The sequence below is a fragment of the Pseudomonas sp. NPDC087612 genome (assembly GCF_044743505.1).
GTDB lineage: Bacteria > Pseudomonadota > Gammaproteobacteria > Pseudomonadales > Pseudomonadaceae > Aquipseudomonas.
The window spans coordinates 392603-406735 of the sequence record NZ_JBIUWO010000003.1; the positions used below are offsets into that span (position 1 = coordinate 392603).

Below are 14133 nucleotides of genomic sequence, written 5' to 3' on the forward strand. Positions count from 1 at the left end.
GAATGTCTTCATTGATTCGCGCCGCTGTCCTCGGCCTGGCCCTGGCGGGCCTGGCTGGTTGTACCTCAAAGCCGGTACTGACCCCGCAAGAGCAACTTGTGGTCGGCCATAACTACAGCCACGAGCAAGTTCAGCAGGCCATCCTCGAGGCCGTCGCCGAGCGCGGCTGGACCGCACGCACGGTCAGCCCGAACCTGATCCAGGCCGACATCCTGGTGCGCAATACCTTCTATGCCGCCATCGACATCCGCTACAGCGTCAGCAACTTTCGCATCAACTACCGCGACAGTCGCGAACTGGGCTACAAGAACGGCAAGATTCACCGCAACTACAACCGTTGGGTGAACAACCTCGACAAAAGCATCCTGCAAGAGCTGAACAGGATGGAAGCGCAAAACATGGTGCAACGCGCCATCAACGAACAGCACTCGAACACTGTCAAATAATCAAGGAACGACACAATGCGTCTGAAAACCTGGACCGCCACCGCCACTTTGCTGCTCTGCGCCCTGCCCGGCCTGAGCCAGGCCCGTGACACCACTCACTACCTGCCGTTCGAGAAAGTCGTGGCGCAGATGACCGCCGAGAACAAGCTCGACGGTTCGGTGAAGTTCTACCTGGCCGGCGTGCAGCCAAAAGGCAAGGTCACCGTGGTCAGCCCGGCGGCGATCACCAACAAGAAGACCAACGCCTTCAACAAGACTGACGAAGCGGCCTGTGAATGGGCCCTGCAATCGGCGCTGCTGACCATGCAGGACGCCGCGCGCAAGGTCGGCGCCAACGCCGTGACCAACATCAGCAGCTACTACAAGCGCAACGAGCGCAAGGACGCCACCACCTACGAATGCCACGCCGGCGCAGTCATGGCGGGCGTTGCGCTGAAGGGCGACCTGGCCAAGGTCCAGTAACTCAGCTGCGTAACAGGGCTTGCCGGGTCAACAGCTCGGCAAACGCCCTGGCCATCGCCGACGGCGCAGCGCGGCGCTGCACCAGCCATACCGCCGTCACCGCGTCGTCGTCGAGCAGGGTCCGGTACACCACGCCATCGATACGCATGCGCTGGAACGAGGCCGGCAACACCGACACCCCCAACCCCGCGGCCACCAGGCCGATGATAGTCATCGCCTCCCCCGCCTCCTGGGCAAAATGCGGACTGAACCCGGCCTGACGCGCCAGGCTCAGCAGTTGCGCATGCAGGCCACTGCCGTAGCTACGCGGAAAAAACACAAAGGGTTCGTGGGCCAGCTCGGCCATGTGCACCCCGGCTTCGCTGCCCTCGGCCAACGGGTGAGCGGCATTGATCACCGCCACCAGCGGCTCGCGAAACAGCTCGACGGCATTCAGGCTCTCGGGCAACGCCAACGGCCGCATCAGGCCGACTTCGATCGACTCGTCGAGCAAGGCATCGGCCACGTCGCGGCTGCTCATTTCCTTGAGGTTCAGGTGCACGGCCGGGAAGCGCTGGCGAAAGGCGTGAATGGCCTTGGGGATGCTCGAATTGAACGGCGCCGATGACGTGAAACCGATCTTCATCTCGCCCAGTTCGCCCAATTGCGCGCGCCGGGCGACATCGGCGGCCTTGTCGACCTGCGCCAGCACCAGCCGCGCCTCTTCAAGGAATAGCCGCCCGGCCTCGCTGAGCTCGACCCGACGATTGGTACGCTCGAACAGGCGCGCCCCCAGCTCCTGCTCCAGGGCCTGAATTTGCTGGCTCAACGGTGGTTGGGAGATCCCCAGGTTCTGCGCCGCCCGGCCAAAATGCAGCTCTTCGGCGACGGCAATGAAGTAGCGCAGGTGACGCAGTTCCATGGCGGCTCCAATAGGTCGTAAAACCTCTTAAACAGGTCGAACAATATATTGGAAATGATCATTAGCCAGCTATATGCTTTTTTCACTGCCTGACAGGCCGTAGCGCCCCCGAGGTCCCCCGTGAAAACTGCTGTTGCGCCACACGCCCACGAACTGCCCCCTGCTCCGCTCGACGAAATCGTCGCCACCCTCAATGAAAGCTGGATCGAAAAAGGCACTCCGGCCTTTTTGCGCACCGTACTGGCGCTGTTCTGCGGCGGCTTTGCCACCTTTGCCCTGCTGTATTGCGTGCAGCCAATGATGCCGCTGCTGTCGCAGGAATTTTCCATCAGCGCCGCGCAGAGCAGCCTGATCCTCTCGGTGTCCACCGGCATGCTGGCCTTCGGGCTGCTGATCACCGGGCCGATTTCCGACCGCATCGGGCGCAAGCCAGTGATGGTCTTCGCCCTGTTCTGCGCCGCGCTGTGCACCATCGTCAGCGCCCTGATGCCCAGCTGGCAGGGCGTGCTGCTGACCCGCGCGCTGCTCGGGTTGTCGCTCAGCGGCCTGGCGGCGGTAGCCATGACGTACCTGAGCGAAGAGATCCACCCCCAGCACATTGGCCTGGCCATGGGCCTGTACATCGGTGGCAATGCCATCGGCGGCATGAGCGGGCGGTTGATCACCGGGGTGCTGATCGACTTTGTCAGCTGGCACACGGCGATGTTGGTGATCGGTGGCCTGGCGCTGATTGCTGCGGCGGTGTTCTGGAAGATCCTCCCCGAATCGCGCAACTTCCGCCCGCGCTCGCTGCACCCGCGCAGCCTGCTTGATGGCTTCACCCTGCACTTTCGCGATGCTGGCCTGCCGTGGCTGTTCCTCGAAGCCTTCCTGCTGATGGGCGCGTTCGTCACCCTGTTCAACTACATCGGCTATCGCCTGCTGGCCGAACCCTATCACATGAGCCAGGCGCTGGTCGGGCTGCTGTCGGTGGTGTACCTGTCGGGCATCTACAGCTCGGCGCAGATCGGCGCCCTGGCCGACAAGCTGGGCCGGCGCAAGGTGTTCTGGGCAACCATTTTGCTGATGTTCAGCGGCTTGTTGATGACCCTGCTCAGCCCCTTGGCGCTGATTATCGTCGGCATGCTGGTGTTCACCTTCGGCTTTTTCGGCGCGCATTCGGTGGCCAGCAGCTGGATCGGCCGCCGGGCGACCAAGGCCAAGGGCCAGGCGTCGTCGTTGTACCTGTTCAGTTACTACGCGGGGTCGAGTGTGGCGGGTACAGCGGGCGGGGTGTTCTGGCATCAGGCGGGGTGGAACGGCATCGGCCTGTTCATCAGCAGCTTGCTGGTGGTGGCGTTGCTGGTGGCAGTGCACTTGAGCCGGTTGCCGGCCAAGGCTTGAGCTCAGGGCCGCTGCGCGGCCCATCGCCGGCAAGGCCGGCTCCCACAGGAGCTGGCCTGCCACTGGATCAGTTGATCACTTCAACCAGGTCGACATCCACTTCACGGCTCATCAGGTGCTTCTCGACTTCACCGGTCAGCTTGACCTTGGTCTTGTCGTTGAAGGCCACCGGCGGCAGGTCTTCGTCATCGATCTCGACGGTGATGGTGCCGGTGGTGTCCTTGAACTCGTACTTGTCATCGTTGTTCACTTTCTTGATGACGTAGCCTTGCAGCACAACCGGGGTGTCGTCAGCGGCGTCGTTAGCGGCGGCCACCGTGGTCACCGACTGGGCGCCAGGGCCGGTGTAGCCGGCGGCCAGGGCAGCGGTGCTGAACAGCGGGGCAAGCAGCAGAGCGAGGTAACGGGTTTTCATGGTGAAGATCCTGTCTGGGTTTCGATGGAGCCAGATTACCCAGGCAGGCTGAATTGAACCTTAATGGCTGTGGGAGCGGGCTTACCCCGCGATTGCGCTGGTTCAGTCAGGTCGCAATCGCGGGTCAAGCCCGCGCCTACTAGTGGTATTGCGCCGACAGCTCGTGCACAGCGTTGATGAACGCGCCGGCGTGCTCCGGATCAACCTCGGGGGTGATGCCGTGGCCAAGGTTGAACACATGACCGCTGCCCTTGCCGTAGCTGGCGAGGATGCGCCCGACTTCGGCACGAATGGCCTCAGGCTTGGCGTACAGCACGGTCGGGTCCATGTTGCCCTGCAGGGCAACCTTGCTGCCGACGCGCTGACGGGCTTCGCCGATGTCGCAGGTCCAGTCCAGGCCCAGGGCATCAGCGCCGGCATCGGCGATGCTTTCCAGCCACAGGCCGCCGTTCTTGGTGAAGAGAATGACCGGCACCTTGCGCCCTTCGTGCTCGCGGATCAGGCCGCTGACGATCTTGCGCATGTAGGCCAGGGAGAACTCCTGGTAGGCCGCCGCCGACAGGTTGCCGCCCCAGGTGTCGAAGATCTGCACCGCTTGTGCGCCGGCGAGGATCTGCCCGTTGAGGTAGCTGATGACCGACTGCGCGAGTTTGTCGAGCAGCAGGTGCATGGCTTGCGGGTTGTCGTAGAGCATGGCCTTGGTCTTGCGGAAGTCTTTCGACGAGCCGCCTTCGACCATGTAGGTGGCCAGCGTCCAGGGGCTGCCGGAGAAGCCGATCAGCGGCACGCGGCCGTTGAGCTCGCGGCGGATGGTGCTGACCGCGTCCATGACGTAGCCCAGGTCCTTTTGCGGATCAGGGATCGGCAGCGCCTCGATATCGGCCAGGGTGCTGACGACCTTCTTGAAGCGCGGGCCTTCGCCGGTTTCGAAATACAGGCCCTGGCCCATAGCGTCAGGGATGGTGAGGATGTCCGAGAACAGGATCGCGGCGTCCAGCGGGTAGCGGTCCAGCGGCTGCAGGGTGACCTCGCAGGCAAACTGCGGGTTCATGCACAGGCTCATGAAGTCGCCGGCCTTGGCGCGGCTGGCGCGGTATTCCGGCAGGTAGCGGCCGGCCTGGCGCATCATCCACACCGGGGTGACGTCTACGGGTTGCTTGAGCAGGGCGCGCAGAAAACGATCGTTCTTCAAGGCAGTCATGTCGGCATCCGGAAAAAAAGTGGGGGCATTTTCTCAGAGCCCAACGTAAAAGGCACGGTATCAACCGTGCCTTTTGTCTATCGACTTGTGACAGGTCAATAGATTTTGTTGAATTCATCGCGGGTCAAGCCCGCTCCTACACAGGTTCTGTAGGAGCGGGCTTGTCCCGCGAAGCTGTTTCAGACGCCCAGGTAATCCAAGATCCCCTCGGCGGCATTGCGCCCCTCGAAGATCGCCGTCACCACCAGGTCGGAACCGCGGACCATGTCGCCACCGGCGAAGATCTTCGGGTTGCTGGTCTGGTGCTTGTAGGTGTTCTTCTCCGGCGCCACCACGCGGCCCTGGCTGTCGGTCTGGATGCTGAACTGCTCGAACCACGGCGCCGGGCTCGGACGGAAACCGAAGGCGATGACCACGGCATCGGCCGGGATGATCTCTTCGGAACCCGGGATCGGCTCGGGGCTGCGGCGGCCACGGGCGTCCGGCTCGCCGAGACGGGTCTCGACCACCTTCACACCTTCGACCTTGTCTTCCCCGACGATCGCGATCGGCTGGCGGTTGTAGAGGAACTTCACCCCCTCTTCCTTGGCGTTCTTCACCTCTTTGCGCGAGCCGGGCATGTTCGCCTCGTCACGACGGTAGGCACAGGTCACGGCCTTGGCGCCCTGGCGGATGGAGGTGCGGTTGCAGTCCATCGCCGTGTCGCCACCACCGAGGACCACGACCTTCTTGCCCTTCATGTCGACGAAATCTTCCGGCGACTTTTCAAAGCCCAGGTTGCGGTTGACGTTGGCCACCAGGAAGTCCAGGGCATCGTGCACGCCCGGCAGGTCTTCACCGGGGAAGCCGCCCTTCATGTAGGTGTAGGTGCCCATGCCCATGAACACCGCATCGTATTCCTCGAGCAGTTGCTCCATGCTGACATCCTTGCCCACCTCGGTATTGAGACGGAACTCGATGCCCATGCCGGTGAAGACTTCGCGGCGATTGCTCAGCACGGTCTTTTCCAGCTTGAACTCGGGGATGCCGAAGGTCAGCAAGCCGCCGATTTCCGGGTTGCGGTCGAACACCACCGGGGTTACCCCGCCGCGCACCAGTACGTCGGCGCAGCCCAGGCCGGCCGGGCCGGCGCCGATGATGGCGACGCGCTTGCCGGTCGGCTTGACCTTGGACATGTCCGGGCGCCAGCCCATGGCGAAGGCGGTGTCGGTGATGTACTTCTCCACCGAACCGATGGTCACCGCGCCGAAGCCGTCGTTAAGGGTACAGGCACCCTCGCACAGGCGGTCCTGCGGGCACACCCGGCCGCAGACTTCCGGCAGGGTGTTGGTCTGATGCGACAGCTCCGCGGCGGCGAGGATGTTGCCTTCGGAAACCAGCTTCAACCAGTTGGGGATGAAGTTGTGCACCGGGCACTTCCACTCGCAGTACGGGTTGCCACAACCCAGGCAGCGGTGGGCCTGCTCGGCCGATTGCTGGGGTTTGAAGGGTTCGTAGATTTCCACGAACTCTTTCTTGCGTTGACGCAACAGTTTCTTCTTCGGATCCTTGCGCCCGACCTCGATGAACTGGAAGTCATTGCTGAGACGTTCAGCCATTTTCAATACCTCTTTACCGCAGTTGCTAGCTTCAAGCTGCAAGCTGCAAGACGATCACGTGGGCCGGCAAACCTCGTACTGCTTTGAACTTGCAGCTTGAGGCTTGCCGCTTGCCGCTACTGCGGGTTGGCACGGGTGCTGGACAGCAGGTTCTTCAGGTTGGCCGCCTTCGGCTTGACCAGCCAGAAGCGCCGCACGTAATCGTCCAGGTTTTCCCAGAGCTCACGACCCCATTCGCTGTTGGTTTCTTCGACGTATTCAGCCAGCACGCGCTGCAGGTGGCTGCGATAAGCCTCCATGGCCTCGCCGCTGATGCGCTGGATCTCGACCAGTTCGTGGTTGAGCTTGTCGACGAAGCTGTTGTCCATGTCCAGCACGTAGGCAAAACCACCGGTCATGCCCGAGCCGAAGTTGTAGCCGGTCTTGCCCAGAACGCAGACAAAGCCACCGGTCATGTACTCACAGCAGTGATCGCCCGTGCCCTCGACAATCGCGTGGGCACCGGAGTTGCGCACGGCAAAGCGCTCGCCCGCGGTACCGGCGGCGAACAGCTTGCCGCCCGTGGCACCATACAGGCAGGTGTTACCGATGATGGCGCTGTGCTGGGTGGCGAACGGGCTGCCCGCAGGCGGCACAATCACCAGCTTGCCACCGGTCATGCCTTTGCCGACGTAGTCGTTGGCATCGCCTTCGAGGTACATGTTCAGGCCACCGGCGTTCCACACCCCGAAGCTCTGCCCGGCAGTGCCCTTGAAGCGGAAAGTGATCGGTGCCTTGGCCATGCCCTGGTTGCCGTGCAGACGGGCGATTTCGCCGGAGATCCGCGCGCCGATGGAGCGGTCGCAGTTGCAGATGTCCAGCTCGAACTCGGCGCCCGACAGGTCGCGAATGGCCGGCAGGGCCATGTCGACCATTTTCTCGGCCAGCACGCCCTTGTCGAACGGCGGGTTGCGGTCGACTTCACAGAACTGCGGCTTGTCGGCCGGCACGTGCGGGCTGCCCAGCAACGGGCTGAGGTCCAGGTGCTTCTGCTTCTCGGTTTCGCCGGGGAGCATTTCCAGCAGGTCGGTACGCCCGATCAGCTCGCCGAGGCTGCGCACGCCCAGCTTGGCCAGCCACTCGCGGGTTTCTTCGGCGACGTAGGTGAAGAAATTTACCACCATGTCGACGGTGCCGATGTAGTGATCCTTGCGCAGCTTGTCGTTCTGGGTGGCGACGCCGGTGGCGCAGTTGTTCAGGTGACAGATACGCAGGTATTTGCAGCCCAGGGCGATCATCGGCGCGGTACCGAAACCGAAGCTTTCGGCGCCGAGGATGGCCGCCTTGATCACGTCCAGGCCGGTTTTCAGGCCGCCGTCGGTCTGCACCCGGACCTTGCCGCGCAGATCGTTGCCGCGCAGGGTCTGGTGGGTTTCGGCCAGGCCCAGTTCCCACGGCGCACCGGCGTACTTGATCGAGGTCAGCGGCGAAGCGCCGGTGCCGCCGTCGTAGCCGGAGATGGTGATCAGGTCGGCATAGGCCTTGGCCACGCCGGCGGCGATGGTGCCAACACCGGCTTCTGCCACCAGCTTGACCGAGACCAGCGCCTGCGGGTTGACCTGCTTGAGGTCGAAGATCAGCTGCGAGAGGTCTTCGATCGAGTAGATGTCGTGGTGCGGCGGTGGCGAAATCAGGGTCACGCCAGGCACGGCGTAACGCAGCCGGGCGATCAGGCCGTTGACCTTGCCGCCTGGCAACTGCCCGCCTTCACCCGGCTTGGCGCCCTGGGCAACCTTGATCTGCAGCACTTCGGCGTTGACCAGGTACTCGGGAGTGACGCCAAAACGGCCGGTGGCCACCTGCTTGATCTTCGAGCTCTTGATCGTCCCGTAGCGGGCCGGGTCTTCGCCGCCCTCACCGGAATTGGAGCGCGCGCCCAGGCGGTTCATCGCCTCGGCAAGGGCTTCATGGGCTTCCGGCGACAGCGCGCCGAGGGAGATACCGGCCGAGTCGAAGCGCTTGAGGATCGCTTCCAGCGGTTCGATCTCGCTCAACTCCAGCGGCTGCTCCAGGGTTTTCACCTTGAGCAGGTCGCGGATCATCGACACCGGGCGCTTGTCGACCAGTGCGGTGTATTCCTTGAACTTGGCGTAGTCGCCCTGCTGCACGGCGGCCTGCAGGGTGTTGACCACGTCCGGGTTGTAGGCGTGGTACTCGCCACCGTGGACGAACTTCAGCAGGCCACCCTGCTGGATCGGCTTGCGCGCGCTCCAGGCTTCGGCGGCGAGCAGCTTCTGCTCGTTCTCGATGTCGACGAAGCGTGCGCCCTTGAGGCGGCTGGCAACGCCACGGAAGCTCAGGTTGACCACTTCTTCCGAAAGGCCGACGGCTTCGAACAGCTGTGCACCCCGGTAGGAACCGACGGTCGAGATGCCCATCTTCGAGAGGATCTTCAACAGGCCCTTGGAGATGCCCTTGCGGTAATACTTGAAGACTTCTTCAAGATCACCGAGCACTTCGCCGGTACGGATCAGGTCGGCCAGCACTTCGTAGGCCAGATACGGGTACACCGCCGAAGCGCCGAAGCCGATCAGCACGGCAAAGTGATGCGGGTCGCGGGCGGTGGCGGTTTCCACCAGGATGTTGCTGTCGCAGCGCAAGCCCAGTTCAGTCAGGCGGTGATGCACCGCACCAACGGCCAGCGAGGCATGCACCGGCAGTTTGCCCGGGGCGATATGGCGGTCGCTCAGCACCAGCTGGGTCTTGCCGCTGCGCACGGCTTCTTCGGCCTGATCGGCGATGTTGCGCACCGCCGCTTCCAGGCCCAGGCTCTCGACGTAGTTGAGGTCGATCAACTGACGCTCGAAGCCGGGGCGGTCGAGGTTCATCAGCGAGCGCCACTTGGCGGGCGAGATCACCGGCGAGCTGAGGATCACCCGCGAGGCGTGCTCTGGGGATTCCTGGAAGATGTTGCGCTCGGCGCCCAGGCAGATCTCCAGCGACATGACGATCGCTTCACGCAGCGGGTCGATCGGCGGGTTGGTGACCTGGGCGAATTGCTGGCGAAAGTAGTCGTAGGTCGAGCGCACGCGCTGCGAAAGAATCGCCATCGGCGTGTCGTCGCCCATCGAGCCGACCGCTTCCTGGCCTTGTTCGCCGAGCGGACGCAGCACCTGGTCACGCTCTTCGAAGGTGACCTGGAACATCTTCATATACTGCTTGAGCTGGTCAGCATCGTAGCTGGCCACGCCCTGGTCATCGCTGAGGTCGGCCTGGATGCGCAGGGCATTCTGGCGCAGCCAGCGCTTGTACGGATGGCGCGACTTGAGGCGGTTGTCGATGGCGTCGGTGTCGAGGATTTGCCCGGTTTCGGTGTCCACGGCAAAGATCTGCCCCGGGCCGACCCGGCCCTTGGCGATCACGTCTTCAGGCTTGTAGTCCCACACGCCGATTTCCGACGCCAGGGTGATGTAGCCGTTCTTGGTGGTGACCCAGCGCGCCGGGCGCAGGCCGTTGCGGTCGAGCAGGCACACCGCATGGCGGCCTTCGGTCAGTACCACGCCGGCCGGGCCGTCCCATGCTTCCATGTGCATGGAGTTGTATTCGTAGAACGCGCGCAGGTCGGCGTCCATGGTCTCGACGTTCTGCCACGCCGGCGGAATGATCATGCGCACGCCGCGGAACAGGTCGATGCCGCCGGTGACCATCAGTTCGAGCATGTTGTCCATGCTCGAGGAGTCGGAACCGACGCGGTTGACCAGCGGGCCGAGTTCTTCGAGGTCCGGGATCAGGTCGTTGGCGAACTTGGTGCGCCGCGCCTGGGCCCAGTTGCGGTTACCGGTGATGGTGTTGATCTCGCCGTTGTGGGCGAGGAAGCGGAACGGCTGCGCCAGCGGCCATTTCGGCAGGGTGTTGGTGGAGAAGCGCTGGTGGAACACGCAGATCGCGGTTTGCAGGCGCTCGTCGCTGAGGTCCGGATAGAAGGCGGCGAGGTCCGCCGGCATCATCAGGCCTTTGTAGATGATGGTTTTGTGCGAAAAGCTGCAGATGTAGTGGTCGGTGTCGGCGGCGTTGGCCACCGAAGAGCGACGACGCGAACTGAACAGCTTGATGGCGAATTCCTGATCGCTCAGGCCTTCACCGCCAATGAACACCTGCTCGATCTGCGGCAGGCGCTCCAGGGCCAGGCGGCCGAGGACGCTGGTGTCGATCGGCACTTTGCGCCAGCCCACCAGTTGCAGGCCGGCCGCGAGGATCTCGCGGTTCATGTTGGCGCGCGCGGCTTCAGCCTTGGCGTTGTCCTGATTGAAGAACACCATGCCGACCCCATATTGCTTGGGCAGCTCAGTGGCGAACTGTTCGCGGGCCACGGCACGCAGGAACTGATCGGGCTTTTGCATGAGCAGACCGCAACCGTCGCCGGTCTTGCCGTCGGCGTTGATCCCACCGCGGTGGGTCATGCAGGTCAGGGCCTGGATGGCCGTTTGCAAAAGGTGGTGGCTGGGTTCGCCCGTCATATGGGCGATCAGGCCGAAACCACAGTTATCCTTGAATTCTTCGGGATGGTACAGACCTGTTTTCATAGACACTTTCTCACCAGGTTCGCCTCTCACCAAGGCAAATCTTTTTTTAGTACAACCACTTACCATCCACGCCGAACGAATGCCAGCTTTGCGGGGGCAATAGGGGAGCCATTGTTGCACAGCGACAGGGAAGCCCACAAATTTACGACGAATTGCCGTAAGTCCATGTCGCATTTTTGAATGTTTTTAAGCGTGCGCCGTGGTAACGGCATGGCTTGAGTCTGAAGCGTTTCAGCCTGGACTGCAAGAACGGCTTGTGGCCGGCAGTCTGGGACAGAAAAGCCTGCCGCGCAGTACGCAGCAGGCTTGACCGATGTTCAGGAGTCGCTCAGCAGGTGGCGGGGGTAGTGCCACCAGGCTATATCAGCGGGTCGAGGCCAGTTCTTGTTGGACGCTGGCGACGGTACGAGGCCAAGGTTTACCAGCCTGGACCTTGGCTGGCAAGGCCTTGATTGCAGCCAGGGCGGCATCACGGCTGGCGAAGTTGCCGTAGGTGATGACGTACAGCGGCTTGCCCTGCAGGGTTTTCTTGAAGTAGCGATAGTCGCCACCCTGAGCCTTGACGTAGGCCTGGGCCGATGCTTCGGAGCTGGTGCCGAGGATTTGCACGACATAATTGCCCGGCTTCTGCCCGGCGTACCAGCTACCACCGGCTGCGGGCTTGGCGGCCGGCTTCTCGACAGGCTTGGGCGCAGGCTTGGCGGTTGCAACCTGGGTTGGCGCAGGCTTGGCTGCAGGAGCAACCGGCTTGCTGGCAACAGGTGCTACCGACTGCTGCACAGGTGCAACCGGTTGCGCAGGGGTTGGTGCGGGGCCAGCGGTGACACCTGCCGGTGGCGCGATAGTGGTGACGGTCGGCGGAGTAGACGGCTGCAGCGCGGTTTCGCCGGCTGGCGTCGACTCTTCGCCTTCACCCATGCCGGTAGACTCGGCCAGCGGGCCACGCATGACCGGTTGCGACTGACCTACCAGCGGCAGTGGCATCGGCTGCGAATTGCCGGCGAATTCGATCGCCGGGCCGCCGTTGTTCGATTGGGCATTGCCTGGCTGACCTTCGCCCAGCGGCAGTTGCGCCTGTTCGGCAGGGGCAGTTGGCGCCTGATCACCCTTCTTCGGCATCAGCACGGCGGCCGCGACGGCGACCACGACAACTGCAGACAGCGCCAGCACATGTTTCTTCGGCATATTGAACCCCATTGATGGTCGCTTCGCCGTGGTCCGGCTGGCGATCATGGCTTCGATCAAGGTATCGCGGGCAACCTGGTTGATAGTCCCGGGCCAGCCGTCAGAGTTTTGGTGAATATCAACGATCTGCTCACTGCTGAACACTTCGATGCCCCGCCCGGCACCTTCCAGGCGCTGCTCGAGGTATTCACGGGTTTCTTCTTCGCTGTAGGGCTCAAGCTCGATGACATGAAAGCGCTCCTGCTCGGCATTGAGCTCTTCCAGCCCGGCGATCAGTGACGGCTCGCCAAACAGGAAGACATGCGGACGCCCTTCCGGGGTACCCGCCGCCAACTCCAGCAAGGCTTGGAGTGCCGACTCGCCAAGTTGTTCCGCATCGTCCACCAGCAGATAGACTTCCTGCCCGGTCAGCGCCAGTTGTACCACCTGGGCAAGGATGTCCGGGACTTCAGCCTGGGCCACGCCCAATGACTGGGCCACCTGGCCGAGCAGGCTGGCGGCATCGCTGGCGCCACGGGCGGAAACCACCACGCTCTGCACCGATTGCTTGTTGGTGCTGGCCACCAGGGCCTGGCGCAGCAGGGTCTTGCCACTGCCTTGAGGGCCAGTGACCACCAGCAGCAACTGGCTGTAGCGGGCCAGGTGGTGCAATTGGCCGAGTACCGGCTTGCGCTGGGCTGGGAAGAATTTGAAACCCGGCACCCGTGCAGCGAAGGGGTCGTGGTTCAACTGGTAATGGCCGAGAAAGGCCTCGTCGGCATGCAAACTAGTCATCGGACGCTCATCAACCTCAAAGCTGGGCCACGATCGCGCGGTAATCCGCGGCCAGCGTGGCCTGAAGAATCTCTTTCGGATAGTCGTCGGTGACCACCGCTTCGCCCATGCGGCGCAGCAGGACCAGACGCAGACGACCGTCGAGTACCTTTTTATCTACTGCCATGTGTTCCATGAACTGCGCCGGGGTCATCTCGGCGGGCGGCACCACCGGCAAGCCTGCGTTCTGGAACAGACGGATACCACGGTCACGCTCCTGCTGGCTGATCCAGCCCAGGCGCATGGACATTTCCAGGGCCATTACAGTGCCCGCCGCGACGGCCTCACCGTGAAGCCACACACCATAGCCCATGTGGGTCTCGATGGCGTGACCGAAGGTGTGGCCCAGGTTCAGCGTGGCACGCACGCCCGACTCGCGCTCATCGGCGCCCACTACCGCAGCCTTGGCCGCGCAGGAACGACGAATGGCCTCGGTCAGCGCCACCTGGTCAAGGCCGCGCAAGGCCTGCATATGCTCTTCGAGCCAGCCAAGGAAGGGTTCGTCACAAATCAGGCCGTATTTGATCACTTCGGCCAGGCCCGCCGACAGCTCGCGCGGCGGCAGGCTATTGAGGCTGCGGGTGTCGATCAGCACCGCGTTGGGCTGATAGAAGGCACCGACCATGTTCTTGCCCAGCGGGTGGTTGATGCCGGTCTTGCCGCCTACCGACGAATCGACCTGGGACAACAAGGTAGTCGGCACCTGGATGAAATCCACGCCGCGCTGGTAGCAGGCGGCGGCAAAGCCGGCCATGTCGCCGATCACCCCGCCGCCAAGCGCTACCACGGTAGTGCGGCGGTCGTGGCGGGCGGTCAGCAGCGCATCGAAGATCAACTGCAGGGTTTCCCAGTTCTTGTAGGCCTCGCCGTCGGGCAACACCACCGGCAGTACCGAATAGGCACCCAGGGTCTTGCTCAGGCGTTCGAGATAGAGGGGTGCGACAGTCTCGTTGGACACGATGGCGACCTGCCGGCCAGCGATATGCGGCGCCAGCAGTTCAGGTTGATCCAGCAGGCCTTCGCCAATGTAGATCGGGTAGCTACGTTCGCCCAATTCGACCTTTAGTGTCTGCATGTGTCCCCACAATGAACTAGGCGCGGCATCGATGGCTCGAACCGCGCGATAACGGTGTGCCCTGTCACGGCATGACTGGTCGCCGAGGATAG

At 63.0% G+C, this 14133-nt stretch carries 10 protein-coding genes; 3 read left to right on the top strand and 7 right to left on the bottom strand.

Translation table 11 applies throughout. The features are described 5' to 3' along the window. Window positions 1-2: 2 nt before the first annotated feature. Window positions 3-446 (top strand): hypothetical protein, encoded by a 444-nt coding sequence (locus ACIOVF_RS08045; protein WP_401288658.1) that lies wholly within the window; start codon window positions 3-5, stop codon window positions 444-446. 15 nt (window positions 447-461) lie between these two features. Next, window positions 462-908: an excinuclease gene (locus tag ACIOVF_RS08050; protein WP_401288661.1), complete on the top strand. Its 447-nt coding sequence runs from the start codon at window positions 462-464 to the stop codon at window positions 906-908. 1 nt (window position 909) lies between these two features. Here ACIOVF_RS08050 and ACIOVF_RS08055 read toward each other — a convergent pair whose 3' ends face one another. Beyond that, complete coding sequence (locus ACIOVF_RS08055; RefSeq protein ID WP_401288664.1) at window positions 910-1809, bottom strand: LysR substrate-binding domain-containing protein; 900 nt, start codon at window positions 1807-1809, stop codon at window positions 910-912. Between the two features lie 153 nt (window positions 1810-1962). Between ACIOVF_RS08055 and ACIOVF_RS08060 the strand changes: the two genes are divergently transcribed. Continuing rightward, a complete protein-coding gene (locus ACIOVF_RS08060; protein ID WP_401288847.1) occupies window positions 1963-3192 on the top strand; it encodes an MFS transporter in 1230 nt (409 codons plus the stop codon). 67 nt (window positions 3193-3259) lie between these two features. Here the strand turns inward: ACIOVF_RS08060 and ACIOVF_RS08065 are convergent, their stop codons facing one another. From ACIOVF_RS08065 to aroB, 6 genes are all read right to left on the bottom strand, one after another. Further along, entirely contained in the window at window positions 3260-3607 is a 348-nt protein-coding gene (locus tag ACIOVF_RS08065; protein WP_038997632.1) for a YgiW/YdeI family stress tolerance OB fold protein, read from the bottom strand. A gap of 139 nt (window positions 3608-3746) precedes the next feature. Next, complete coding sequence (gene hemE, locus ACIOVF_RS08070) at window positions 3747-4808, bottom strand: uroporphyrinogen decarboxylase (RefSeq protein ID WP_045193947.1); 1062 nt, start codon at window positions 4806-4808, stop codon at window positions 3747-3749. 179 nt (window positions 4809-4987) lie between these two features. After that, entirely contained in the window at window positions 4988-6406 is a 1419-nt protein-coding gene (locus ACIOVF_RS08075) for an FAD-dependent oxidoreductase (protein ID WP_045193948.1), read from the bottom strand. Window positions 6407-6522: 116 nt separating this feature from the next. Then, window positions 6523-10968 carry a glutamate synthase large subunit gene (gltB, locus tag ACIOVF_RS08080; protein WP_401288668.1) on the bottom strand — a complete coding sequence of 1482 codons (4446 nt, stop codon included), beginning with the start codon at window positions 10966-10968 and terminating at the stop codon, window positions 6523-6525. Between the two features lie 363 nt (window positions 10969-11331). After that, window positions 11332-12927, bottom strand: a complete 1596-nt coding sequence (locus tag ACIOVF_RS08085) for an SPOR domain-containing protein (RefSeq protein ID WP_045193950.1) — start codon at window positions 12925-12927, stop codon at window positions 11332-11334. Between the two features lie 16 nt (window positions 12928-12943). Next, window positions 12944-14041: a 3-dehydroquinate synthase gene (gene aroB / locus ACIOVF_RS08090; protein ID WP_010222232.1), complete on the bottom strand. Its 1098-nt coding sequence runs from the start codon at window positions 14039-14041 to the stop codon at window positions 12944-12946. Window positions 14042-14133 lie beyond the last annotated feature (92 nt).

What these genes read in the sequence shown, in the direction of transcription:
- ACIOVF_RS08045 (WP_401288658.1), top strand. Translation starts at nt 3, where the DNA reads ATGTCTTCATTGATTCGCGCCGCTGTCCTCGGCCTGGCCCTGGCGGGC.
- ACIOVF_RS08050 (WP_401288661.1), top strand. Translation starts at nt 462, where the DNA reads ATGCGTCTGAAAACCTGGACCGCCACCGCCACTTTGCTGCTCTGCGCC.
- ACIOVF_RS08055 (WP_401288664.1), bottom strand. Translation starts at nt 1,809, where the DNA reads ATGGAACTGCGTCACCTGCGCTACTTCATTGCCGTCGCCGAAGAGCTG.
- ACIOVF_RS08065 (WP_038997632.1), bottom strand. Translation starts at nt 3,607, where the DNA reads ATGAAAACCCGTTACCTCGCTCTGCTGCTTGCCCCGCTGTTCAGCACC.
- hemE (WP_045193947.1), bottom strand. Translation starts at nt 4,808, where the DNA reads ATGACTGCCTTGAAGAACGATCGTTTTCTGCGCGCCCTGCTCAAGCAA.
- ACIOVF_RS08075 (WP_045193948.1), bottom strand. Translation starts at nt 6,406, where the DNA reads ATGGCTGAACGTCTCAGCAATGACTTCCAGTTCATCGAGGTCGGGCGC.
- gltB (WP_401288668.1), bottom strand. Translation starts at nt 10,968, where the DNA reads ATGAAAACAGGTCTGTACCATCCCGAAGAATTCAAGGATAACTGTGGT.
- ACIOVF_RS08085 (WP_045193950.1), bottom strand. Translation starts at nt 12,927, where the DNA reads ATGACTAGTTTGCATGCCGACGAGGCCTTTCTCGGCCATTACCAGTTG.
- aroB (WP_010222232.1), bottom strand. Translation starts at nt 14,041, where the DNA reads ATGCAGACACTAAAGGTCGAATTGGGCGAACGTAGCTACCCGATCTAC.